At 66.1% G+C, this 24995-nt stretch carries 20 protein-coding genes and 1 pseudogene; 7 read left to right on the plus strand and 14 right to left on the minus strand.

All coding sequences use genetic code 11. The features are described from left to right. The first annotated feature begins 1 nt into the window (after nucleotide 1). The 5 genes and pseudogenes from LZC95_46870 (at nucleotide 2) to mscL (ending at nucleotide 6773) form a co-directional block, all read left to right on the plus strand. On the plus strand, nucleotides 2–583 hold the full coding sequence (locus LZC95_46870) for a Uma2 family endonuclease (protein ID WXA93963.1): 582 nt from the start codon (nucleotides 2–4) through the stop codon (nucleotides 581–583). A gap of 60 nt (nucleotides 584–643) precedes the next feature. Then, on the plus strand, nucleotides 644–4864 hold the full coding sequence (locus LZC95_46875; GenBank protein WXA93964.1) for a tetratricopeptide repeat protein: 4221 nt from the start codon (nucleotides 644–646) through the stop codon (nucleotides 4862–4864). Beyond that, nucleotides 4861–5385 carry a hypothetical protein gene (locus tag LZC95_46880; protein ID WXA93965.1) on the plus strand — a complete coding sequence of 175 codons (525 nt, stop codon included), beginning with the start codon at nucleotides 4861–4863 and terminating at the stop codon, nucleotides 5383–5385. The genes LZC95_46875 and LZC95_46880 overlap by 4 nt, the downstream gene beginning before the upstream one ends. A 3-nt stretch (nucleotides 5386–5388) precedes the next feature. After that, on the plus strand, nucleotides 5389–6456 hold the full coding sequence (tsaD, locus tag LZC95_46885) for a tRNA (adenosine(37)-N6)-threonylcarbamoyltransferase complex transferase subunit TsaD (protein ID WXA93966.1): 1068 nt from the start codon (nucleotides 5389–5391) through the stop codon (nucleotides 6454–6456). A gap of 11 nt (nucleotides 6457–6467) precedes the next feature. Next, nucleotides 6468–6773 (plus strand): annotated as a pseudogene (mscL, locus tag LZC95_46890) (large conductance mechanosensitive channel protein MscL). A gap of 378 nt (nucleotides 6774–7151) precedes the next feature. On the opposite strand, the gene LZC95_46895 reads toward mscL, so the two are convergent. The 11 genes from LZC95_46895 to LZC95_46945 all read right to left on the minus strand — a co-directional run bounded on the left by LZC95_46895 (nucleotide 7152) and on the right by LZC95_46945 (nucleotide 19457). Beyond that, entirely contained in the window at nucleotides 7152–9038 is a 1887-nt protein-coding gene (locus LZC95_46895; GenBank protein ID WXA93967.1) for a PilZ domain-containing protein, read from the minus strand. Then, nucleotides 8989–9843 (minus strand): CDP-alcohol phosphatidyltransferase family protein, encoded by an 855-nt coding sequence (locus LZC95_46900; GenBank protein WXA93968.1) that lies wholly within the window; start codon nucleotides 9841–9843, stop codon nucleotides 8989–8991. The genes LZC95_46895 and LZC95_46900 overlap by 50 nt, the downstream gene beginning before the upstream one ends. Before the next feature lie 181 nt (nucleotides 9844–10024). Next, nucleotides 10025–10888: an ATP-binding cassette domain-containing protein gene (locus LZC95_46905; GenBank protein WXA93969.1), complete on the minus strand. Its 864-nt coding sequence runs from the start codon at nucleotides 10886–10888 to the stop codon at nucleotides 10025–10027. A 9-nt stretch (nucleotides 10889–10897) separates the two neighbouring features. Continuing rightward, nucleotides 10898–11938 carry an ABC transporter permease gene (locus LZC95_46910; protein WXA93970.1) on the minus strand — a complete coding sequence of 347 codons (1041 nt, stop codon included), beginning with the start codon at nucleotides 11936–11938 and terminating at the stop codon, nucleotides 10898–10900. Between the two features lie 5 nt (nucleotides 11939–11943). Continuing rightward, nucleotides 11944–12975: a sugar ABC transporter substrate-binding protein gene (locus LZC95_46915; GenBank protein WXA93971.1), complete on the minus strand. Its 1032-nt coding sequence runs from the start codon at nucleotides 12973–12975 to the stop codon at nucleotides 11944–11946. Nucleotides 12976–13010: 35 nt separating this feature from the next. Then, nucleotides 13011–14888, minus strand: coding sequence for a 3D-(3,5/4)-trihydroxycyclohexane-1,2-dione acylhydrolase (decyclizing) (gene iolD / locus LZC95_46920; GenBank protein ID WXA93972.1), 1878 nt, complete (start codon nucleotides 14886–14888; stop codon nucleotides 13011–13013). Continuing rightward, nucleotides 14885–15757: a 5-deoxy-glucuronate isomerase gene (gene iolB / locus LZC95_46925; GenBank protein WXA93973.1), complete on the minus strand. Its 873-nt coding sequence runs from the start codon at nucleotides 15755–15757 to the stop codon at nucleotides 14885–14887. The genes iolD and iolB overlap by 4 nt, the downstream gene beginning before the upstream one ends. Next, a complete protein-coding gene (locus tag LZC95_46930; protein ID WXA93974.1) occupies nucleotides 15754–16638 on the minus strand; it encodes a deoxyribose-phosphate aldolase in 885 nt (294 codons plus the stop codon). Before LZC95_46930 ends, iolB begins: the two co-directional genes overlap by 4 nt. Beyond that, complete coding sequence (gene iolC / locus LZC95_46935) at nucleotides 16628–17587, minus strand: 5-dehydro-2-deoxygluconokinase (protein ID WXA93975.1); 960 nt, start codon at nucleotides 17585–17587, stop codon at nucleotides 16628–16630. Before iolC ends, LZC95_46930 begins: the two co-directional genes overlap by 11 nt. Then, nucleotides 17584–18453 carry a sugar phosphate isomerase/epimerase gene (locus LZC95_46940; GenBank protein ID WXA93976.1) on the minus strand — a complete coding sequence of 290 codons (870 nt, stop codon included), beginning with the start codon at nucleotides 18451–18453 and terminating at the stop codon, nucleotides 17584–17586. Before LZC95_46940 ends, iolC begins: the two co-directional genes overlap by 4 nt. Continuing rightward, on the minus strand, nucleotides 18450–19457 hold the full coding sequence (locus tag LZC95_46945) for a Gfo/Idh/MocA family oxidoreductase (protein WXA93977.1): 1008 nt from the start codon (nucleotides 19455–19457) through the stop codon (nucleotides 18450–18452). The genes LZC95_46940 and LZC95_46945 overlap by 4 nt, the downstream gene beginning before the upstream one ends. A gap of 180 nt (nucleotides 19458–19637) precedes the next feature. Here LZC95_46945 and LZC95_46950 point away from each other — a divergent pair, with 180 nt between their 5' ends. After that, a complete protein-coding gene (locus LZC95_46950; GenBank protein ID WXA93978.1) occupies nucleotides 19638–20369 on the plus strand; it encodes a GntR family transcriptional regulator in 732 nt (243 codons plus the stop codon). Here LZC95_46950 and LZC95_46955 read toward each other — a convergent pair. Then, nucleotides 20364–20561, minus strand: coding sequence for a hypothetical protein (locus tag LZC95_46955; protein ID WXA93979.1), 198 nt, complete (start codon nucleotides 20559–20561; stop codon nucleotides 20364–20366). The two genes, LZC95_46950 and LZC95_46955, sit on opposite strands and share 6 nt — an antisense overlap. A gap of 148 nt (nucleotides 20562–20709) precedes the next feature. On the opposite strand from LZC95_46955, the gene LZC95_46960 reads away from it, so the two are divergent. Next, the gene (locus LZC95_46960; GenBank protein ID WXB00364.1) at nucleotides 20710–21837 is read left to right on the plus strand and encodes a hypothetical protein; all 1128 of its coding nucleotides are present in this window, start codon (nucleotides 20710–20712) and stop codon (nucleotides 21835–21837) included. Here LZC95_46960 and acpA read toward each other — a convergent pair. Further along, nucleotides 21812–23296 (minus strand): acid phosphatase, encoded by a 1485-nt coding sequence (gene acpA, locus LZC95_46965; protein WXA93980.1) that lies wholly within the window; start codon nucleotides 23294–23296, stop codon nucleotides 21812–21814. The genes LZC95_46960 and acpA overlap by 26 nt on opposite strands. A gap of 117 nt (nucleotides 23297–23413) precedes the next feature. Continuing rightward, entirely contained in the window at nucleotides 23414–24949 is a 1536-nt protein-coding gene (locus LZC95_46970) for a hypothetical protein (protein ID WXA93981.1), read from the minus strand. Nucleotides 24950–24995: the final 46 nt, after the last annotated feature.

The following is a 24995-nucleotide window of genomic DNA, read 5'->3' on the forward strand; positions in this document are numbered from 1 at the left end:
CATGGCCTCCAAGCGAGGCACGGCGACATGGGACGACCTCTTGGCCATCCCGGAGGACGAGCGCTACCACGAGGTCGTCGACGGCGAAATCGTTGAAAAGGCTCACCCCTCGTTCGAGCATGGCAACGCGCAAGGCGGACTCATTTCAACGCTGCGCCCCAGTTTCCAACGACGCCCCGGAGGCCGGCATCCTGGCGGCTGGTGGTTGGTGCTCGAAGTGGACATCGAGTTCGAGACGCATCAGGTGTATCGACCGGATATTTCCGGATGGCGTCGAGACCGAGTCCCCGAACGCCCAACCGGAATCCCGGTCCGCGTCCGCCCTGACTGGGTGTGCGAAGTCCTTTCCCCGACGAACAAGCGCAACGATACGATCCGAAAGGCGCGCACGTACTTCCGCATGCGGGTGCCGCACTATTGGCTCGTGGACCCGACGGAGGAAACGCTGACCGTTCACCGCTGGACCGCGGAAGGCTACCTCCTCGTGCTCACGGCCGAGCGCGGAGAGCGTGTGCGGGCGGAGCCCTTCGATGCGATCGAGTTTTCCGTCGGTCTCCTTTTCGGCGACGATCCCGAGGACTGATCCGTCGCTTCCATCCAGTGCGCGGGCGCCGGTTTGCGTCTAAGCTGAATAAGACTGGTCATGCTGCCTCGTCGTCGTTCTGCTGCGCTCGCTTCTCTTCTCGCCGCTGCCCTTGCGTATTCCAGCGTCGCATCCGTGGCGCAGGCGCAGGATTTCGATCCGCGCGGGCGTCACCGTCCTTCGCAGCCGGGCAAGCCAGGGGGCAAACCCGGCGGTACGTCGCGGCCTCCGACCTCGGGTGCCCCGCCCACCTCGCCGAAGCCGCCGGCAGGAACGGGTAGCCCGTCGGCGGCTTCGGAGACGGGTGCACCGCCGACGGTGCTCATCGAGCGCTACGCGAAAATCGTGCTCTCGCAGCCGGGATCGCCCTTTCCGCTGCAGCGCCTTGCGCAGCTTTACCGCGACAAGGATGGGAACCTGAACGCGCTCGTGGCCGACTTCGAAAAGCGCGCCGCGGCTCCGGGGGCCGAGCAGTACGCGGCGACGGTCACGCTCGCGGGCATCTACAAGTTGGACGGGCGCGGCGACGACGCCATCAAGACGTACGAGAAGGCCATCGCCCTCAAGAGCAACGACGCCACCGCGATGCTGGCCCTCGCACGCCTTCTGCAAGACCGCGGTGACACCGCGGCGGCGCGCAAGCGCTACGAGCAAGCCCTCGCCCTGCAAACGGTGCCCGCCGACAAAGAGCAGACGGTGCGCACGTTGATGGCGCTCGCCCTCGACGCGAAAGATTTCGCGGGCGCCAAGGCGTTCCACAAAGACCTGGTGAAGATGCAGCCGTCGAGTCTCTTCGTGAAGGGCGAGCTCGGACGCGAGCTCTTCACGCGGGGCGAGTTCGAAAAAGCCGAGGCCGAGTTCAAAGAGCTTGCCGCCGCCGCCGCGGGCGACAACCGCGCGCTCGCCCCCGCGCTCAAGGAGCTCGGCAAGGCGCAGGCGAAGGCCCACAAGAACCAAGAGGCCATCGCCACCCTGAAGAAGGCCCTCTCCGTGGCCGGCTCCGAAGCCGCCGTGCGCGCGGAAATCTACGAGGTCATCACGGAGCTTTACCGCGCCGACCAGCAGCTGCCGGTGCTCATCAAGCAAATCGAGGACGAGCACCCCAGCGACTTCGCGCGCCTGGCGCTGCTCGGCTCCCTCTACGAAGAGACAGGCGACGCCGTGAATGCGCTGAAAACCTACCAGCGCGCCCTGGCCACGAATCCGCGTCATATCGATCTGCGCCTCAAGATGATTCGCCTTTTGCAATCGCAAGGAGAGTTGGACAAAGCGATTGCCGAATACGAATCACTGATTCGCGCGGCACCGAACAATCCCGAGTTCGTTTTCGAACAATGCGATGCCCTCATTCAACGCGGCGACCGCGCCCGTGCGCTGCGCCTGCTCACGCAATTGGAGGCGCGCGCGCAAGGGGACGAAGAGGTCCTCAGCCGCCTGGCCGACTTTTATGGCCGCATCGGCGAAAATGAGAAATCGCTTCACGTCCTCTCGCGCCTCACGCAAGTCGCACAAAACGACCCGTCGCACCTGGTCGATTTGGGAGATCGCTATTTCCAAGATGGGAATACGCAGTTGGCGGTGCAAACGTGGAAACGCATTCTCACCACGGTGACGCCGCGGGCGCGGGCACTCGCCGCCTTGGGCGAGGTGTACCTCGAGCACGACATGACCGCCGACGCGCTGACCGCCTTGCGCGAGGCCGCGCAGCTCGAGCCGCAGAATCTCACGTACAAAAAGCAGCTCGCCGGCGCATTGGAACGGTCGCGCAATTACCAGGAGGCGCGCACGCTTTGGTCGGAGCTGGGCGAAAAAGCCAAAAAGAACAACGACAAGGTGCTGGCCCGCGAGGTGCGCTCGCACATGGTCACGCTCTGGGGACTCGAGCGGAGCATCGAGCGGCAGCTCCCGCCGCTCACCGCGCAATTCCAGGCCAACCCGCCGGACATCGAGGCCGGACGCACCTTGGCCGAGGTGCAGATCCACGTGCGCAAGCTGCCCGAGGCCGAGGCCACACTCCGCCGCGTCATTCAATTGGCGCCGGGCGACGCGGATAGCTATTTGGCCCTCGAGCGCGTGCTCGTGCAGGAGGGCAAACTGCTCGATGCCATCAACGTGCTGGAAAAGCTCGTCGTGGTGGAGCCAAAACGAGCGCGCGAGCTGTATCAACGCATGGCCCAATATGCGTTGCAGCTTTATCGCGACGACGACGCGATCAAATACGCGGCGCGCGCGGTGGAGTTGAGCCCCGAGGATGCCGAAGGTCACCGGCGCCTCGGTGAAATGTACCGCTCGCGGCAAGATACCGCGCGGGCCATCGTCGAATTTCGCGCGGCGCTCGCGAAGAACGATCGGCTCTACATCGTGTATTTCGAATTGGCCGATTTGCTGTTGTCCAAAGGCGAAAACGACGAGGCCGACCGGCTTTTCCGCCGCGTGCTTCGCGGTGCACCCGACGAGGAGCTGGTCGCGCGGGCGGCGCGGCTGTCCATGCAGATCAATTTGGGTAAGGGTACGTTGGAATCGCTCGAGCAGGAGCTCTTGCCGCTCGCGATTGGCAATCCGCAAAAGACGATTTACCGACGGCTCTTGGTCGAGATTTACGGCAGCCTGACCTTCGGCCTGGTGCAGCGGGTGAAAAGGACCGCGAGCCCGACGGCTACGGATGGCGAACGCGCCACCGTGCAGAAGGACGCCGAGGAGGCACGGACGGCGCTGGCGCGGGTCGGCGGGCGCGCGGTCAAACCGCTGCTCGATGCGCTGGCCGATCAGGACGCGGGCCAACAACGCGTGGCCATCGACGTGCTTGGCTACGTGCAGAACAAGAATGCCGGCGCGGCGCTCTTCTCGTACGCCACCGGCCCGGGCGATCCCGCGCTGCGGGCGCGGGCCATGATCGCGTGCGGTGCGCTGCGGGATCCTGCGCTTTTGCCGAAGTACCGCACGCTCTTGTTCCCCAAGGGCGAGGCGCAGCTCGACGAGGGAACGCCAACCGATGCCGTGGCCGTCGCCGCGGTGTGGGGCCTCTCGCGTATGCAGGACAAGCGGGCCATTGCCATGTTGCGCAATCTGACCCGCCACGGGACGCCGGAGATGCGCGGCCTGTCCGTGCTCGGGTTGGGCCAGCTCAAAGACCGCGGCTCCATCGCGGAGATCGCGCGGGTCGCGCGCACCTTGGACTCGGGCAACGTGGCGCGCGCCTCGGCGGCGTTCGCCCTGGGCGAGCTCGGTGCCGATTCGGAGTCGGCGACGTTGCTTTCGCTGGCGCAGGGCCCCGATCCGTTGCCGCGGCAACTGGCGCTGGTGGCCCTCGCGCGCATGGGCGTGCAGAAAAATGGGGAGCCGCCGGGCGGAAGGGCGGCCCTCGGTGCCATGGCCGATGCCGTGTTCGCGGGACGCGATGCCGAGGGCACGCGTGCGCGCAATTCGTCGGAGGCGCTGCGTGGAGCAGGGAGCTCGGCCTTGATCCTACTTGCGACCGCGACTTCATCGGCGCGACCAGGCGCGGGACCGCAGGGCGAGCTTCTCCCAGTGCCTGATGGGGCGCTCGACGTGGAGGGCATTTTGATGCGGCTCGTCTCGCGCACCTTCACGGCGAAGGAGCGGGCGCGCGCGGTGACGAAGTACGGCGATGCGCTGGAGGCCGCGGCGCTCGCAGGTCTGCGCACCTCGGCCGATCGCGCACTGACCGTGCTCGATGCGGTAGGCGCAGGCGAAGGGGCGCTGCGGCCCTTCGTGGAGGCCGACGCCTCGAAGGATCCCGACGTGCAAGCCGCGCAGACGCGGGCGAAGTCGCTGGCGCGCGCGCTGGAGGCGCAGGCGATCTCGCTGGCGCGCCACCCCGAGGTGGAGGTGCGGCAAAAGGCCATCGTGCTCCTGTCGCACCTGCCGACGGATGCCGCGAGCGAAGCCGTCGTGCAAGCCGTGGCCGACCGAGACGAGGAGGTGCAGCGCGTGGCCCTCGCCGCCATTGGCTCGCATGGGAATGCGCGCGCGGTGGCCGCCGTGGCGAAGCTCCTCGGCGAGCAGGAAAATTGGGCGATGCGCGTGCTCGCCGTGCAAGCGCTGGGGCGCCTGGGCAATGCGTCGCCCGACGCGGGCCGGCACCTGCGCGAGGCCGCCACCAAGGACTCGTACGCGCTCGTGCGCGAGGCCGCGATGAAGGCGCTCGCCTCGTTCGATCTCCGCGGCGCGCAGGAGATCGCTCAGCGCATCTCCACCACCGATCCCGAGCCGCGCGTCCGCGAAAGCGCCCGCGCTATATTGCAACGCGGAAAGCCGTGAACCGATCCATCTCGAACATCGCGAAGGCGGGCGCGCTGCCGCTCCTTCTCCTGTGCCTGGGGAGCTGCCGCAACACCTCGCGCTTCTCCACGGGCGACGGCCACTACGAGGGCACCGTCATCAACGGCAGCTTCGTGCGCTTCAACGTGCCCGAGAACACGCGCATGTGCCTCACGTTGGACATGGACCGCTTTCAAAGCCTGCCGGGGACCATCACCACGTCGGACGGGCTCTTCAAGGCAACGGCACTGGAGCAGATCCCGCAGATCTGGCACGATCCGCTCTCGACCTTGTCGTTTGGCGAGGGGCGCGAGAAGAACATGATTTACGTGGCGACGCCTCTGGCCACGGAGCTCCGCGACCGTGCGGACGTCACCGTCGTCGTTTCGCTCATGAGCTCGGGCGACGTCGAGGTCCGTTTGATGCGCAGCACCCAGCGCGCCTCCCCGGATCCCCAGGCGGCGACAGCCTTGTTCGGCGTGTTCGTGCTACAGCAACACCCGGGCAACTGCCCGATCTAGACAATGCTCGTACTTGGAATCGAATCATCGTGCGACGAAACCGGCGCGGCCGTCGTACGCAGCGATGGAACCGTGTTGTCCGACGTGGTGCAGAGCCAAGTCGACCTGCACGCCCGCTACGGTGGCGTCGTGCCGGAGCTTGCCTCCCGGGATCATGCGCGCAACATCGACCCGGTGGTGCGCGAGGCCCTCGCCCGCGCCAACGTCGGCCTGGACGATCTCGGCGGCATCGCCGTGACCAACCGGCCCGGCCTCGTCGGGGCGCTTCTCGTCGGTGTGCAGTTCGCCAAAGGGATCGCGTGGGCGCGCGGCCTGCCGCTGGTCGGTGTCGACCACCTCGTGGGCCATCTCTTGGCCGTCTTTCTCCGCCGGCCCGGCGAGTCAAGCGACGAGGCGGCACCGCGACCCGAGTTTCCTTTCGTCGCGCTGCTCGCGTCGGGGGGCCACACCTCGATTTACCATGTCGATGGCCCGACCGAGGATGCCTGCCGCGAGCTCGGAGGAACGCGCGACGATGCCGCCGGGGAAGCCTTCGACAAGGTGGCGAAGCTCCTAGGGTTGGGCTATCCGGGCGGCCCCGTGATCGACCGATTGGCTGCTATCGGCGATGCCTCGCGCTTTCCGCAGAAAGCCCCCATGGCCTCGGTGCGCTCGCTCGAATTCAGCTTTTCGGGAATCAAGTCGCGGATGGCCCGACATGTCGCCGACCACGGGATACCCAAGGATGAGGCGGAAATCGCGGCGCTTTGTGCGTCGTTTCAGCGCGCGGTGACCGATGTTCTGGCCAAGAAGCTGGTGCAGGCCGCCGAGATGAATGGCGTGTCCCGCGTGGTGCTCGGCGGCGGCGTGGCCGCAAATCGCGAATTGCGCGAGCGCGTGCGAACCATGGCCAATGCGCGGGGGATCGACTGCTTCGTCCCACCATTGGCAAGTTGCACGGACAACGCGGCGATGATCGCGTACGCCGGCGCCGCACGCTTGGGCCGCGGAGAGCGCGACGGGTGGGATCTCACGGCCACGAGCCAGACCTCGCTTCTTCGATTGACTCGCAAGGGAAGAGGGGCGAGGTAATGGCTATGGCGATATGGCAAGACTTCAAGAAGTTTGCGCTCAAGGGGAACGTCATCGATCTGGCGGTCGGTGTGATTATCGGCGCATCATTTGCCAAGATCACGGACTCCCTCGTCAAAGACATCATCATGCCGCCCATCGGTCTTCTGGTCGGCAAAATCGACTTTTCGAATTTGTTTATCAATCTAGGGGAAAAGAGTTACGCCACGGTGGCTGAAGCCAAGGCGGCCGGAGCGCCCACGCTCAACTACGGCAACTTTCTCCAGACCGTGCTCGACTTCTTCATTCTGGCCTTTGCCATTTTCATGATGGTCAAGCAGATGACCCGTCTGCAACTCCGTTCCGACGCCACCAAAGACTGCCCTGCCTGCACCAAGCCGATTCCCTTGGCCGCAACGCGATGCCCAGAATGCACGGAGTCGCTCAAGGCGGCGGCGTGAGCGGGTAGCCCGCGGGGAACCCTGTGTAGACCGCTTCGAGCACGAGCGCGTGCGCGTGCACGTGCACGATCACGTAAACGATCACGTAAACGATCACGACCACGCCCCGTGAGACGTGGTCGTGGTCGTGATTCGTGATCGTCTTCGTGATCGTGCACGCGCACGCGCTCGTACTCGTGATCGTCTACGTTTCGTCTACGTGCTCGTGAACCGTGCGCGTGCGCGTCCGCGAAGCCCCCCCTCTTGCCCCTCTCGTCAGTGCTTCTTCCCCGCGTGCTTACGCTTTGCGCCATTGCTCGGCGTTGCGTGCGCCCGCGGGCTGTCATGCCCCTCATGCCCATCGTGGGCATCCGCCACCCGATCCTGCGGCGACATCCGGCCCGCGGGTGCGAGAACGATTTCCAACGTCTCTCCCTTGGCTCGCACCACGTAGTTCGGAACGCCGTCCTTGAACGTCACCGAGAGCTCGGCGCCCGCGGGATCGTTCACCACCTTGATGCTCGCGATACGGCCATCGCGCGCGGCGAGCGGGGCCGCCGCCTCCAGCGAGCGACGCGACGGAACCACCACGGTGAAGCCCGTCGGCTGCGCGGCACCGTTGATCTTCTCGATGGCGCCATCCATGCGCAGACGAAGCACGTTGCCGTGATTTACCGTCCCGTTCGAGAACGGTGCCACCGCAATCCGGCGCGGGGGCGGCGCACGACGCTCTTCCCTCTGCGGGGTCGCATCGGCGAAGTTCGGAGCCTGTGCCGTCTCCGGCTGCGGCGCCGGCGCATTCGCCAACGCGTTGGCCGCATTCGGCGCCGCCGATCCGACCGGTGCTGCACTGTCGGCCTGCGCCACCGGGGCGGCACTCGCAATCGGCGCTTCGTTGGCGGCTGCCTCGGGTGCCGGCGGCGGAGCCGCGGGCTTGCGCATGGCGACCGCCCCCAGAATGAGCAGCGCCCCCGCTACCCCGCCGAGGATCATCTTCTTCTTGTCCAGCGACGCGAAGCCCGCCGGCTTCTCGTCCAGACCCTCGCGCAGCGACGAGAAGTCGCGCACCACCTTGCGGCCTTCGGCGTGCAGCCCCCCGCCGGGCGGCGGTGCCGTCACCCTGCGCATCGGAATGCCCACGTCGTCCTTTGCCTCTCGCCCGTCGCGTTGGTCACGCCACTTGCGCGCGGCCAGCAGCGCGAAGGTCGTCTTCGCCCGCTGCGCGAACGCATTGATCGCCGGCGTCACCTTGGCTGCGCTCCGCGAGATGGCGCCCTTCATCCGGTCCGCCGCCGTCGGGGCTTCGCCTTCCTCGTCGCCGTGATCCGTATCGGTCACCTCGACGTCGACCCCAGGGTCGCTCGACGGCGGCACCACGGCTTCGGCCGTCATCGTGTCGGCGCGCTCGAGCACCTCACGCGGCTCCTCCCGCGCTTCACGCATATCGCGCGACTCGCGCGCTTCGCGCATCTCCGCCGGCGGCGGTGCCATCACAGGCCCCACCCCCCGCACCGTTTTCGCCGTCTCCATCGGCGAAAATTCGTCCGAGTACTTCAACGCAACCACCAGCTCCGGCACCTGCGAGCCCGGATCGACCTGCACCTCGACCCGATCGATCACCGCGGGTCGCTTCTTCCCCGTCTCGGCGTTCTCCAGCTCCAGCCCTTTGCCGACCTGCAGGAACCCGAGTTCGCTGCCCACGGTCAGCTCCGCCTGCTGCATGCCCTTCACGCGCGCCTTCATCGGCGAGCCCAGGCCATCGATGTGCAGCCGCACCTTCATCCCGGGCCCTGCACGCCGCGGCGACGCCTCCGCGTCGCCGTGCATCGACGAGGGCGGCGCAACACACATCATTTGGCCCAAAATGCGCGCGCTGTCGGAATCGAGGTTCGAGAACCGAATCCCGAATTCGCCTCCGCGCGCCGCTTCGCGCGACCACACCACCTCGCCCGAGGCCAGCACCATCTCGCGCGGTCCCGCATCGAAGCGGCACGTCAGCGGCTGGCCCACCTCGGGGAGGTAAGCGGTTCTCAGATGCATCCCCTCCAGCGAGACGTCGACCGCCTGCGCCTCGAAAGCCGGGCCGGTCGCCCCGCCGACTTCCACCATCGCTTCAAACGGAATCCGCGTCGCACCGGGCGCGCGGCGATCTCCTTCGCTCATCGGTTCCTCCAACGGATACGGACTCTCGCTGGATAAGAAACCGAGACGATGTGGGCCAACTTTTCTCGTACGAAGTCGTTTCGTCCGACCAACGGGCGCCGGCGAGCATGCGCCGGGCCGCGCTCACGTTGCCGACCACGGCAATCGCGCCCAGACCCACGAGCAGCGGCAAAAGCTGGATGGCCGGTGCCACGTCGGGCGCCGCCGACGCCACCAGCGGCACCAGCACCGCACCGGCGAGCAAGAACGTCAGACGCTCCGCCCGGCGCATCGGCGACTTCGGATCCGGCGCACCGATCTCGCGAAGCATCGCCGACGCGTAGCTCACCATGAAGCCACCGACGAGCGCCGCGAGCACCAGCGCCAGCATCCACGCCGTGTCGTGCACGTAGATGGCGATGCCCCCGAGAAAGAGCGCCTCCACGTACCGGTCCACCGTCGTATCGAGCAGCTTCCCGAAGCGGCTCACCGACTGCGTCTGCCGCGCGACCAGCCCGTCGACCGCGTCCGCCAGCGCCGCCGCGCACGCGGCGAAGGCACCCAGGCCAAAGTGCCCGAGCGCAAAGAACATCGCCGCCAGCGCCGCGAAGCCGAGGGACGAAAGCGTCACCCCGTTGGCCGATATACCTAGCCAAACGATCAGGCGCGCCACGGGTTGGAGCGCGCTGTAGACGGCCTCCATCGGAGCCTTGCCGACGATGGCCAGCGGCGCCTCCCGCTCGAGGCGCTCGAAGGTGCGCACCCCCACGCGAAGCGTGAGCGCAAAGAATGCCGCCAGCACGGCAACGAGCGTAATGCAGAGCACGACGGACGCCGTGCAATCGATTGAACTACCCAAAGCATGCCTCCGCGGCTGTGCGAGCCAGCCACGCGAGTCTGGGACCGACTGTTTGCAACGACGAGTTGCCAACGTACGAGCCGTCGTCGCCGCACCACGAGTCGGGAGCTTTATTGGACGAGCCGTCGCCGCGCCAGGCGGGGGCCCATCACGTCACCCGTTCGAGCTCCAGTTCGACCTTTCGGTCGTCGTTTTTCCGCGGATTGTTAACATCTGTAAAGCCCGGACGCGCCAGCTCGTGGGCCAGTTCATCGAGTTCCGCGCCGCCCGCCATCAGCCGCGTGAGCTCCTCGCTCGAGATGTCGCTTTTGGCGAAGTCGCCCAAACTTTGACCTCGATTCAACACGAGGAATCGATCCCCAATGGGGTACGCGTGATGCGGATTGTGCGTGATGAAAATGACACCCAATCCTTTGTCTCGCGCCTGGGCAATATAGCGTAGCACCACGCCCGCCTGCTTGACACCGAGGGCCGACGTGGGCTCGTCCAAGATGAGAAGCCGTGCACCGAAGTACACCGCGCGCGCGATGGCCACCGACTGCCGCTCGCCGCCCGAGAGCGTGCCCACGGGTTGATCGGGATCGCGCAGATCGATGCCCATGTCTTTGAGCTCGCGCCGTGCGGTTTCTCGGGCCATCTCCACGTCGAACCGCTTGAAGGGCCCCCACCCCTTCGTGGGCTCGGAGCCGAGGAAGAAGTTTCGCCAGATGGCCATCATGGGAATCATGGCCAAATCTTGAAACACGGTGGCGATGCCCGCTTTGCGGGCGTCGCGCGGATTGGTGAAGCGCACGGGCTGCCCGTCGACGAAAAGGCCCCCTTCGTCGGGCACGTACACGCCGGACAAAATCTTGATGAACGTGGATTTCCCTGCGCCGTTGTCGCCGAGCACGCAGGTGATTTCGCCCGCGCGCACCGTGGTGGAGATGCCCTGCAGCGCAATCACCGAGCCGAAGTATTTGCAGACGTTGCGAACCTCGAGAAGCGCTGCGCTTTTGGCCGATTCGCTCATGGTTCGCTCCTACTTTCGTCCCTGTTCGGCGTAGTGACGCACGACGTGGTTGGCCAGCACCGCCAAGAGAAGCATGGCGCCGAGGAAGAATTTGAACCAATCCGAGTCCCACCCCACGTACACGATGCCCTGCGACGTCATGCCGAAGATGAGCGCACCGAGCGACGCCCCCACCGCCGAGCCGAATCCTCCCGTGAGGAGGCACCCGCCGATGACCGCGGCCACGATGTAAATGAGCTCGTCGCCGATGCCCTGGTTGGCCTGCACAGTGGTGAGGCGCAGCGCCACCATCGTGCCCACGAGCCACGCCGCGCCCGACGTGGTCATGAACAGCGCGATCTTCGTCTTCGCCGCCGGCACGCCCACGTTGCGCGCCGAACGCGCATCGCCGCCGACGGCGAAGATCCAGTTGCCCTGACGGGTCCGCAAAAGCACGTACGTCGCCACCACGGTGGCCGCGAGCCACCAGAGGATCGTGATGCGGAACTCCGCCCCCGCGATGTTCACCGTCGAGGCGAAGAGCTGCTGCGCGAGGGGGTAGCCCTGCGTGCGCCCGATGCCCTCGATGAGCACCGTGTTGGTGAGCGCCTTGGTCACGCCCAGATTGAGCCCCTGGAGCATGAGGAAGCTGCCGAGCGTGATGATGAAACTCGGCAGCCCCGTGCGCGTGGTGAGGTAACCATTGAGAAAGCCGATGCCCAGCGCCAACACCAATGCAGCGAAGATGGCTAGCCAGAGGTTCCAGCCATAGTGGCTCGCGAGCAGGCCAATGGTCAGGCCCACGGTGCCGGTCATCACGCCCGACGACAGATCGAACTCGCCGCCGATCATCAAGAGCGCCACGGCGATGGCCATGATGCCCAAGGTCGACGCAGGGTCGAGCCAATTGGCGATGCCCGCGGGCGCGCGGAACACCTCCGATTGCGAGGCAAAAAAGACGAAAATGATGACGGCACCGATGATCGCGCCGAGCTCCGGGCGAGCGAGAAGGCGGCGGGCAATCCCGACGTCGACGACGCGTTCATCCCTTCGTGCGGCGGTGGTGGTCATCGCGACTAGCGAGCTCCCTGCTGGATGTATTTCTGAACCAACTCCGCATTGGCCTTGTCGATGAAGCCGGGCCCGGTCAGCACGGGCTGGCCGCCGCCGACGGTGGTGCCATTCATGCGGTACAGATTGAGGAAGGTCACCGGCAGGTAACCTTGGAGGTACGGCTGCTGGTCGATGGCAAAGAAGATTTTGCCCGCGGAGATATTTTGCAAAATGGTGGCGTCGACGTCGAACGTTGCCAACGCCACCGTCGGCCGATTCGCCTGCGCGATGGCATTCACGGCCGCGCCAGCCACCGCATTGTTCAAGGTGAGCGCACCGTCAATGGAGGGATCGCTCTGGAGCTTCGCCGCGATGGTGGATGTGGCGCTGGCGAGATCGCTCACCGACACCTGCAGGTTCACGACCTTTCCACCTTCGAGCGTGCGCTTGGCGCCGGCGCAGCGTTCCTCGAGGCCGACGTTGCCCGCCTCGTGGATGATGCAGAGCACGTGTTTGAGCCCCTTCTTGGCGAGGCGCGCGCCCGCCGCTTCACCGGCGACCTTTTCCGTCTGCCCGACGTGGGTCATCGCCCCGAGCTCCGCGGATTTTTCCGCGCCCGAGTTGATGGTGATGACCGGGATGCCCGCCTGCACCGCCTTTTGAATCGACGGGCGCAGCGCTTCGGGGTTGGCCATCGACACGATGAGGCCGTCCACCTTTTGGCTCACCGCCACGTCGATGAGTTGGGCCTGCTTCTGCGGATCGCCGGAACCCTGGTAGGTGACCTTCACGCCCAGGTCCTTGCCCGCCTGCTCCTCGCCGTTCTTCACGACGTCCCAAAACTTGTCGCCCGCGTTGGCGTGCGACACGAGCGCGAAGGTCAAGTTCTTCGTGGCTTTCGCCGGGGTGGACTCGCCGGTCGTACCCGTTGCGCCCGTGGCGCTGGCCGCCGTGCCGCCGGAGCCAGATCCCGTGGAGCTGCTTTCCTTGCTACAGCCCACGAGCGAAAGTTGAACCATCGCAAACATCGCAAAAAGCGTTTTCGTCGTAAGCATCGGGGATTTCCTCTCCTGGGATCACAAAAGGGGCGTCAACTCGGTTTGATGTAAGTGCGTTGTGCGGGCTTGGCCGCATCGTAAGCTTTGCGCGCCTCGCGCGTCGTCTCCAAGGACGAGACTTCGGCGACGGGCACGTCCCACCACGCCTCGCCGTCTGGCGCGCCGATCATCGGATCCGTCTCGACGTGGATGACGGTGGTGTGCGTCGCGATGCGGGCGGCGGTGAGGGCCGAGCGCAGTTCGTCGATGGTTCGGACGCGTTTCACGTCCGCACCGAGGCTCGCTGCGTTGGCGGCCAGGTCGACGGGCAGGAAATCGCCGTCGAGGCGCCCGCCGGCGGCGCGGTAGCGGTAGCGCGTGCCAAAGCGCTGCGCACCGACGGATTGCGAGAGGTTGCCGATGGACGCGTAGCCGTGATTTTGCACCAACACGACAATGAGCTTGATGCCCTCCTGCACGGCGGTCACCAGCTCCTGCGACATCATGAGGTACGAGCCATCGCCCACGAGGACGAACACGTCGCGATCGGGGCACGCCATCTTTGCGCCCAAGCCACCTGCGATTTCATAGCCCATACACGAATATCCGTACTCGACGTGATACCCTTTGGGGTCGCGGGTACGCCACAATTTATGCAGATCGCCCGGCATCGACCCGGCGGCGCAGACCACCACGTCCCGCGGCTGCGAGATCTCGTTGACGGCGCCAATGACCTCGGACTGCGCCGGCAGCGGGGTCGCCCCGTATTTGTAAGCACGCTCGACCTTTGCATCCCAAGCGGCCGCCAGTTGTGCCGATTTCTCGCGGTACGAGGAGGCGACGCGCCAGCCGCCCAGGCCTGCGGCGAGGGCCTGGACACCTGCGCGCGCGTCGGCCACGAGCGAGACGCCCGCGTGCTTGGCCGCGTCGAACGCGGCGATGTTCAGGTTGATGAACCGGACGGCGGGGTTCGCGAAGATCGTGCGGGAGGCCGTGGTGAAGTCGCTCCAGCGCGTGCCGATGCCGATCACCACATCGGCCTCGCGTGCGAGGGCATTCGCAGCCGTCGTGCCGGTCGCACCGATGGCGCCGACCGCCTGCGGGTGGTTGTACGGCAGCGCACCCTTGCCGGCCTGCGTCTCCCCGACGGGGATCCCGGTGGCCTCGACGAAGGCGCGCAGAGCCTCGGTGGCCTCGGAGTAGATGACACCGCCGCCCGCCACGATGAGCGGCCGCTGCGCCGAGCGAAGCAACTCGAGAGCGCGCGCGAGGGCACCCGGCTCGGGAACCGGCCGGCCCACGTGCCAAGTGCGCGGGGCGAACAGCTCCTCGGGCCAATCGTGGGCCTCCGCCTGCACGTCCTGCGGGAGCGCCAAGGTCACCGCGCCCGTCTCCGCGGGATCGGTCAGCACGCGCATGGCCGAAAGCAGCGCCGCGGGCAACTGCTCCGCGCGGTGCACGCGATCGAAATAGCGCGAGACGGGGCGGAAGCAGTCGTTCACCGAGACGTCGCCGTGGCGCATGTCCTCGAGCTCTTGCAGCACCGGGTTGGCCACGCGCGTGGCGAAGGTGTCGCCTGGGAGCAAGAGCACCGGGATCCGGTTGATGGTCGCAAGTGCCGCACCGGTGACCATGTTGGTGGCGCCGGGCCCGATGGAGGTGGTGCACGCCAGGGCGCTCAGCCGGTTCTTCATGCGCGCATAGCCCACGGCCGCGTGCACCATCGCCTGCTCGTTGCGCGATTGGAAATAGCGGAAGCCGGGGTTCCCCTCGAGCTCCGCCTCGAGCAGCGCTTGCCCGATGCCGGCGACGTTGCCGTGGCCGAAGATGCCGAAGCACCCGGCAAACAGCGGTTGCTCGATGCCATCCCGCTCCGTGCGCTGCGCGATCAAGAAGCGCACGAGCGCCTGTCCCACCGTCAGCCTCGTCATGCTTTCCTCCGGTTGGCCGCCACCCGAGGGTGCGCCATCGGCAAGCGCGGATCGATCGGCTGATCGGTCCACGTGCTGCGAATCCACCCGTGCGCGGGATCGTCGCAGATGCGCCAGGCACGTTCGCCGGGCCCGGCCATCACATTGAGGTAATACAGATCGTAGCCCGGCACGGCCATCGAGGGACCGTGCCAGCCGTGCGGAATCAGCACCACGTCGCCGGAGCGCACCTCGGCGAGCACGTCGATGGGACGCGACTCGGTGCCGTAGACGCGCTGGTAGGCCATGCCGCCGCGCACTTCGTAGTAGTAAATCTCCTCCAACTGCGTCTCCCCCTCGCGGCACTCATCGTGCTTGTGCGGCGGGTACGACGACCAATTGCCCGCGGGGGTGAGCACCTCGCACGCGATCAATTTGTCGCATTCGAAGACACCGGGCGTGGCGAAGTTGTTCACCTGCCGGCTGCACGATCCGGCACCACGCAGCTCCACGGGCACCGATTCCGCGGCGACATAGCGCACGGGCAGCCGCCGCGAGCAGCGGGCGGACGGCAGGGCAAATCGCCCGCCCTCCTTCGAATGCAGGGTCAGCTCGGCATCGCGCGGCACGTAGACGAAGTCGCTCACCTCCGTGAAGACGTCACGCCGGCCGTGCAGCTCGTGGTGACGGCCTTCGCACTCGACGATGCAGGCGCCGGTGAGCGGCAGCACGATCATCTCCTCGTCGCCGGTCGCGAAGCTCACACGCTGGCCTGGCGCGAGGGTGAGCGCGCGCAGGGCGGACCACTCCCAGCCAGCCCGCTGCGGCGTCACGCAAAGCGAGAACGGCCCCTCGCGGGTGCTCTCGGCGCGCAGGTGGAAGTCGGTCATGTCGTCTCCTTCGGAAGCAGCCCCGCCGCCGTGTCGACGGCGGCCGACACGTCCCCATTCGATGGATAGAGCAACGTGCGCCCCACGACCAGCCCGCGCACCGTCGGCAGACGCAACGCTTTGTGCCATCGCTCGAAGGCCGCATCGAGGGCGCCGCCTCCCTCGCCGCCCAAGAGCAGCGCCGGCAAGGTCGAAGAGGCCATCACGCGCTCCATGTCGTCCACCACGGGTACCTTGAGCCAGGTGTACGCGGAGCTACTTCCCAGGCCCGAGCTGATCGCAATCGCGTGAATCATCGCCTCGGTCGACAAGTCGTTCTTCAGTTTTCCATCGACGCGATGGCTCATGAACGGCTCCACCATGGCCATGCGCTGCCGTGCGGCCAGGGCATCGACGGCGCGGGCGCATGCTTCCAACGTGCGCACGCTCCCGGGGTCGGTGCGGTCGATGCGCACGAGCATCTTGCCGCCATCGAACCCCATGCGCGCGATGGTCTCGGCATCGTAGCCCGTGAATCGGTCGTCCAATTCGAACGACGCACCCACGAGCCCCCCGCGGTTCATGGATCCGATGACCACCTTTTCCTCGAGCGCGCCCAGGAGCAGCAAGTCCTCGAGGACGTCCGCGGTGGCCATGACCCCGTCCACGCCGGGCCGTGCGAGCGCCGTGCAAAGGCGCTCGAGCAAGTCGAACCGATTCCCCATGCCCAGCGGATCGCTGCCGATGCGCAGCGCGCCCCGCGCGGGATGGTCCGCGGCAATGATGAAGAGGCGCCCGCTCGCGCCCAGCAGCGGGCGCTTTTTGCGCGCCCCGGCCAACTCCGCGATGCGCTCCGGATGCCGCGCACGCGTCTCGAGCAGGGCGCCGATGTCAATGGCCATGCGTCATCTCCGTTTCGACTTCCCCCGTGGTGGGCATCGCACTCGAGCATGCGAGGCGCGACGCCACGATGGCACCGGCCACGTTGGCGAAGCGCAGCACGCGCTCGAGCGGCCAACCCGCGAGCAGACCATGACACAAAGCGCCGCCGAAGCCATCGCCCGCACCCAGCCCGTTCACCACCTCGACGGGATGCGGCGGCACGAGCACCGTGTTCTCCGCATCCACCGCCAACACGCCGTCGGGTCCTTGTTTGACCACGGCCAGATCCACGCCGCGCGCCCTCAGCGCCGCTGCCGCCGCCTTGGGATCCTTTTCGCCCACCGCCGTGTCGCACTCGTCCAAGTTGCCCACGGCGAGTGTTGCATGCGGCAGCGCCTCCTGCACCCAGCGCCGTGCCTCCTCGCGCGAGGGCCAGAACATGGGCCGGTAATCGAGATCGAGCACCGTGATCCCACGCCGGCCACGCGCCTCGAGGGCCGCGAGCGTGGCCGAACGCGAAGGCTCCGTACAAAGCCCGGTGCCGGTGACCCAAAAGATGCGCGCCGCGCGAATGGCGTCGAAGTCGAGCTCGCGCTCGTGGATCTCCAGGTCCGGCGCCTTGGGCCAGCGGTAGAAATAAATGGGAAAATGGTCCGGCGGGAAGATCTCGCAGAACGTCACCGGCGTCGGAAGATGGGGCACGCTGGTGACGAAGCGGTCGTCGACGCCGAACTCGCCGAGGGCGCGATGCACGAAGCGCCCGAAGGGATCGTCGCCCGTACGTGTGATCACGGCCGCGCGGCGTCCATGCCGGCTTGCCGCGACGGCCACGTTGGTGGCACTGCCGCCGAGGTACTTGCCGAAGGTCTCCACGTCCTCCAGCTTTTTCCCCACCTCGAGCGGGTAAATGTCCACCCCCACGCGCCCCATCGTGAGCACGTCGTACGGGCCAACGAGCGCGTCGATCATCCGTCCAGTCCCCGCAGGTACGCCACGCTGGCGACGACGTCGGCCACGGGTCCTTCTCCTTCCGGCGCGCCGGTGAGGATCGTGTCCTGCTCCATCACGTACCACCCCGTGTAGCCGGCGCGCTCCAAGGTGCCCACGATGCCGGCCACGTCCACGTTGCCGCGCCCCAGCGGGCGGTACATCCCCTGGCGGACCGCGTCGGTGTACGAGACCTCCCCTTGCTGCACGCGCTTCGCCCAGCCTACGTCGACGTCCTTCAGGTGCATGTGCCGAATGCGGTGCGGCACCTCGCGCACCAAGGCGAGCGGATCGGTGCCGCCGATCATCAGGTGCCCGGTGTCGACGCAAAGCGGGACGCTCGAGCCCTCGAGCACGCGCCGCACTTCGTCCTCGCGCTCGACGACGGTGCCGACGTGCGGGTGCAACGTCAGCAAGATGCCCCGCGCCTTGGCCCGCGCCGAGAGCCGGTCGACGTTGTCGAACAGGTTCTTCCACGCGCGATCGTCCAACGTGGGTCGCTCGTCGTACCCTTCTCGTCCGGTCACGGCTGCGAGCACCAGCACCCCGGCGCCGGCGGCCACGAAGCCATCCAGCGCGCGGTCCACCACCGGCGTCGGATCCTGCGCCGGATCGTGCAGCACCGCGGGCACGAAGCCTCCCACCGCTGCCAGCCCGTACGAGGCGAGTGTGGACGCTTTTTGCGCCGGATCGCTCGGAAGGAACTCGTCGGGCCCGAACTCCGTGGCCTTGAGCCCCACGTCGCGCATCTCGGAGAGCACGCGCTCGGGCGTCAATTGGTAGCCCCAACCCGGAACCTCACATACGCCCCACGAGATGGGCGCCCCTGCAATGCGATCGGCAATCATTGGGTAACCTCCGTCATTTTCACCGGCCGATGCTGATGCCGCGAGATCTCACACGCCTCCGCGATGAGGAGCGAGGAGAGCGCATCCTCCACGGTGCACGGGCTCTGCCTGCGCCCCGCCACCACGTCCACGAAGGCCTCGAGCTCGCGGACGTACGCATCGTGGAAGCGATCCAAGAACAGCGGGTACGGCTTTCCGGTCGGGAACGTGATGCCCGGCTCCACGGAGCGCAGGGCGGTGCGTTCGTCGAGGCCCACGGCGATGCTCGCCTTCGAGCCGAGCACCTCGAGCCGCACGTCGTGCCCGCCGGCGTTGTAACGCGTCGCGGAAACCAGCGCGATCGCCCCATCGTCCATGGTCAGGAGCGCGCCGTTCGTGTCCACGTCGCCCGCATCGCGGAAGAACGACTCACCGCGGTTTTGTCCGACGGCGTACACTTCGACGACCTCGCGCCCGGTGACCCAGCGCAGAATGTCGAAGTCGTGCACGCTGCAATCGCGAAAGAGCCCGCCCGACGTGGGGACGTAATTCGCCGGGGGTGGCGACACGTCGAACGTGCACGCGCGCAAGGTGTGGACCCAGCCCAAATTGCCCTCTTGGATGGCCGCGCGGGCGGCCATGTATCCCGCGTCGAAGCGCCGCTGAAAGCCGATGTGCACCGGCGCGCGCGCGCCCTGAATGCGCTGCAGCACTTGCCGCGTCTGCCCGGCATCGATGGCCACGGGCTTCTCGCAGAAGACCGGGATCCCGGCCTCCACGCCTTGAACGATGAGCGACGCATGCGCGTCCGTCGCGGTGCAGATCACCAGCGCATCGATGCGCGCGCTGCCCGAGAAGAGATCCTCGGGGCGCTCCAGTGCTTCACCGCGCACCGTGGCCGCGACCTGCTTCGCCCGCGCGGCGTCGACGTCGGCCAGCACCAAGGTTTCCACCTCGGGAAGCTGCCGAAGGGTATTCGCATGAAAGGAGCCAATTCTGCCCACTCCCGCAAGACCGATCCGCATCGTGAAAATCCTCTCCGAACGGCCGCGCCTTCGCGCCGTTCCGAAACCGCAAAGAGCCCACGAGATGGTCCGCCACGCCCCCGACCGAGTCAATACTTTGTTAAGACATACTAACGTTAGGACGTCGTAATGTTATAATGGCATTACGCAGTGCGTTGCAGTCGCGTATAAGGAGTCAACGTGGATATCGAGCTCGATCGCGGTAGTCCGGTGCCGCTCTACTTCCAGGTGGCGCGTCAAATCGAGCAGGCCATCGAGCGGGGCGAGCTCGTCCCTGGCAGCCGCCTGGAGAACGAAATCGAGCTCGCAGATCGGCTCGGCCTCTCCCGCCCGACCATGCGCCGGGCGATCCAAGAGCTGGTCAGCAAGGGGCTGCTCGTGCGTCGCCGCGGCATCGGCACGCAGGTGGTGCACGGCCAGGTGAAGCGCCGCGTGGAGCTCACGAGCCTGCACGACGATCTCACGCGCGGAAACCAGCACCCCACGACCCGCGTTCTCGAGCACGAGACGCGGCCGGCCTCCGACGACATCGCGGTGCACCTCGGCGTGCAACCCGGCGCCCCCGTGGTCCGCCTCGTGCGCATCCGCTACGCGCAGGACGAGCCGCTGGCCATCCTGCGCAATTGGCTCCCGGCGAGCCTTGCTTCATTCACGACCGCGGAACTCGAGGAGCGCGGGCTCTACGCGCTCCTCCGCTCGACCGGCGTGCACATTCGCATTGCATCGCAACGCATCGGCGCGCGCACGGCCAGCGGGGAGGAGGCGCATCAACTCGGCATCAAACGCGGTGCGGCCGTGCTCACGATGGAGCGCACGGCCTATGGTGAATCGGGCAGCGCCGTGGAGTTCGGCGCCCATATTTATCGGTCGGACAATTATTCGTTCGAGATCACGCTGGTCGAGCGCTCATGAGGCGCGACGGCGCAAGCGCAGCTGAATGAGCTGCGTCCAGACCTCGACCAGCGTGCGCGAACGCCATCGTTCCTCTTCGTAGAGATCGGCGAGTTCATCGACCCGCGTCGACTCGGCGTCCGCGACCGCGGCGTTGATTTTCGCGACGTATTGCTCGTTGAGCCACCGTGCTTCCGGACTCATCTTGGTCATGTGGATTAATCTAAGGCCCGATTTGACGCAGGGGAAGCCGCATTGCGTCAAATCACCAAAACGATACATTCCGTACACATCGAGATAGAGAGCGAGGGAGTGACGGATTCAGCCAGGAGCCCCCAAGGATCCCGAAGAAAGGTGATCCGTGATGCGTCTCCACTGCCTCCCTTTGCTTGTGATTCTTACGGCGTGCTCATCCCATATCGACGCCGCGACGAATGAACCGCGGCCCGACGATCCGAATCCGTCGCAACACGCCATCTCGGCGTCGTCGTCCGTCACGTTGATTCCTTCCAACCTGCCGCCGGACACCTGCACCACCGCGGGTGCCGGCGATCTGATCGTGCCACGCGGAACGTCCGTATCCCTCGATCCGAATGCGGCGTGCGATGCCGTCGTTTCTCAAGGCCCGAACCTGCCGGCGATTTGCGTTCGCAAATTCGCAAATGTGGCCATCGCGGGGACGCTGGCGATCGACACCCGCACGAGCTCCCACGACGCGGTGGCCATCGTCGCCACGAACGCCTTTCAGGTGAGCGGACGCATCGACGGGCGCGGGCGCGGGGACGTGCGGGGGACGGGGGGCAATGCGCCGGAGCCTGGGCGTGCATGGTCGGGCGCAGGCGCGGGCCACGCCACGCCGGGCGCGCCGGGCCTCGATGGCGATCCGCCCGCTGCAGGTGGCGGCGCGTATGCCACGAGCCGCACGGACGTTGCGACAGGAGCGGCGGGCGGCGTCGGTGGCGTGGGGCTCCAGACCGGCGCCGCGGGAGGTCGCGCGGGAGGCGCGCTGCACATCGTGGCGTGCCACGACTTGGATCTCTCGGGGACGCTCTCCGTCGCGGGCGGAAACGGGGAACGCGGCGGCGACGGATGGGCGGGCAATCCCGTGCCGGCACTCGGCGGAGGTGGTGGCGGCGGCGGAAGCGGGGGCACGCTCCTCGTCGAGGCCCTCCACGTTCTCGGATCCGGCGCGGCCCTGAGCGCCATCGGGGGCACCGGCGGAACCGGCGGAACGGCGTTCCTTCCGACCACCACCTGGCCAGGCGGCGCAGGCGGCGCCGGGGGCACCGGTTCGCACGGTCCGACGGTCGGCGAGAACAGCAACTACGTCTCCGAGGGACCCTACCAAGGCATAACGGGGAGCGGAGGAGGAGGCGGCGCGTCCGGACGCATCGCGATCCTCGTCCCCACCGGCACCGCGCTACCCGCCGTCACTTCCGACCCTCCCGCCACCGTGGGCGCGGCTACTGTGCAAACCGCATCGCGTTGACGGACAGGTCCGCCTGCCCCGCCACGGCATCGTTCAGCGACGGCAGCCCCCACCGCTTCTCAATCAGCTTGAGGATGGCCGTCGTGTCGTACGACGTCGAGTCGATCCCCGGCTTCGCGAACGGCGAAATCACCAACGTGGGCACCCGCACGCCGGGCCCCCACTTGTCCCGCTTGGGCGGGGCCACATGGTCCCAGAACCCGCCGTTCTCGTCGTACGTGACGACGATGGCCGTGTCCTTCCACGCCGGCCCATTCATGATGGCCTGAATCAACTCGATGGTGTGCTGCTGCCCCGCCACCATCGTCGCATATTGCGGGTGCTCGTTGTTGATGCCCACCGGCTTGACGAACGACACCGGCGGCAACGTCCCCGCCTTGGCCGCCGACACGAATTCGCTTTCGTCTTTGAGGTGCCGGGCCTTCGCCTCGGTACCATCCGCATACTTTGCAAAGTAGATGAACGGCTGATGGTGGTACTGATATTGCGCATTCGGATCGATCGTCCCCGCCAGCGCATCGTTCCAACCGCCCGCATACCACGCCCAATCCACACCCGCGTCGCTCAGCTGATCGCCAATCGTGACAAATGTCTGATTGGGCAGATAGCGCGTTTTGGTGTCATCGATCGTGGGGTGCGGCTGGTTCACCGAGTAAATCGTATTGACGGCATATCCGTCCGGCGTGAGCGCCCGGTCCGCGTCCGGTTTGACATTACCCTGCGCATCCAATTGCGACTTCATGAAGTCGGGCGCGTCGAAAAACTCCGGCGTGCGCGCGGCAATGAGCCACATATGATTCAAGAACGACCCGCCGAAGGCCGCATGAAAGAAATGGTCGCACACCGTCACGTTGCCGGCGATGCTTTGGGCAAACTGCACCATGGGCAGTGACGCCGTGGGGTAATACCCCAGGGCGAGCCCTTTGCTGGAATTGATATCGACGAACAGATCCATCTTGCCGCCATGGATCTGCGTTTGCTCCTGATAAAACCGATGTTGCACGTCGACCGTCTTCTGATCTTGCGGCACGTACGGCGTAATGTCGAATGGCTGATTCGGCAGCTTGCCGTCGGGAATGTGCGGGTCCGTCTGCGGCAAGGTCGCATACGGCTGATTCGTCGTCGAATCGATTTGAGGAATGCCGGTTTGCGAAGCCGACAATCCTTCCGCACCGGGGTAGCTGCCGTACAGATTGTCGAAGCTGTGGTTCTCCAAATAGATGACCACCACGTGCCCCAACGCGGATAGCGACGGCCGGCCTGCGTCCGCATCGGCCTTCGCGTCGGCACCGGCATCGGGTGCCGGCGCATCACCGGCAGCGTCCGCAGCCGTCGCATCCTTTCCGGCGTCCGAAATCATGGGCACGATCGTATCGTCGGAGCCGCACGCCCCGAGTGTCATCGCCACCATCGCCATGGAGGCACCACCAAAAGAGAGCATCGAGCGCAGCGTTCGCATGATGGCGCGGACGCTAGCCAACGTCGCACTCGTTTTTCCGTGACACTTCGGTGGCGAACCGTTCACCAAAGGGTGAAACTTCGAAAGAAATGGAAAATGGCCGAGATTAACTCTCGTTTACTTTAGCGCGCGCTCGATTCCCGTTTTCTCTCCGCGCGGTGCTTCCGCGTAAACATGGCTGCTCGGGGCGAGCACTGCATCGCGCCCGCGGGTGAAGCTCTGCTCGCGCACGATGGCGTGGTACGCGCGATTCAAATCGAGCGCGCGCGCTGCACTGGGAAGAAGCAGCGTCGAAACATCCTTGTGAAGAAGCGCAATCTCATTGGGGCGCAAATTGCCGCGCGCGTCGAAGAAGCGCTCGATCACTTCCCGGTTTTCGCGAAACTCGTCCCCGGCCCCATTCTCGCGAAGGTACTGCGTGTATTCGTATTGCCCATCCCGCGTGCGCGGCTCCGGCATTCCGCGCAGATCGTGCTGCGTCCAATGGTAATAGCCGCGCTTTCGCGGGAAAGAAAAAATGCTGTCCGTCGTTCGTCCGATTTCGCCGTGGCAACCGGCGCAATAAACGCTCTCCTCGTACGATTGCGGACGCAGCGAGCCATCGGCCGCTTCGATGAAGCCCTGAAAGAGCCAGCCTTGGTTGTTGTAAATGCCGCGATCGAATTGCCAGAGCACGGGCAAGGTCCCATCGGGCGACTCGGCCTGTTCCACGATTTCCGACGCTGCATGCTTTCGCAAATCATCGACACTGAACCAACGCACCTTTTTGGCATAGCGCAGTTCCTTCATGCGCGATGCCATGCGCACGGCCCCGTCGGGTCCCACATCGAGGTAGCGGACGCTGTGCAAAAACTCCGTACCCAATGGGAATAGGCCCGCGACAATCGGAAATCGGCCGGTCTGCTCTTCCTGGCTGGCCCGCCCCACCCAATGCATGCGGGCCTTGTCGAAGGTCACGCGCGTGGCACGTCCCAGCTTGCCGTCGAGATCCAGGTCTGCCCCAACGGTGGCTTCGTCGACGGGCTCGATGGCGACGTCGGCGCGGGCGACCAGGGCGGAGACGATGGCAAGATTGATTTCGTAAATGCGTGAATCCGGGTTCCCCTCGCGGTTTTCGCGAAGCATGGGATCCAATCGAACGAGCACGTCGTCGAAGGAGCCATTGGTTGGAAAGAAGGTTCCCAAGAAGGGCGCATAGGCAAAGGCGCGCCACCCCGTGACCGTCCCGTCAGGCCGATGGTCATAGCCTTGCTCGTCGAAAGAGAACCACGCATCGGGAATGTAGCCATCCCATTTGCCGTCTTCCGAGCCGTCCCATTCTTTGGGAAGTGACGACAAGGTTTTCGCCAGGGCTATCTTCCCTTCGCCATCGAAGTAATTGCGTTGGCGGACATAGGCGAGGACGTCATCGTCGCTCTCGCGCGGGGAGCGAGCGACGGGCGGGTCGAACAGATTCGACCAATGGTTCTTGGCCGCCAGCGGATGAAAGGACCATTGCAACTGCAGGTCGGCGTCTTCGACGAAGTTCGGCGGATCGGAGTGAATGTGGCACGCGTAACACGGGTTTTTCGCCTTCCCCGCGCCGTCGTGCGTCTTCGTATAACACTGCGCCGGAATGTACGCGTACCGATTGGCGAGAACGCGATCGGTCATCCCTCCAGGGACCGGTGCTGCACTCCCCCTCCCTACTTCGGCCGAC

The sequence above is a fragment of the Sorangiineae bacterium MSr12523 genome, from assembly GCA_037157775.1.
GTDB lineage: Bacteria > Myxococcota_A > Polyangia > Polyangiales > Polyangiaceae > Pendulispora > Pendulispora brunnea.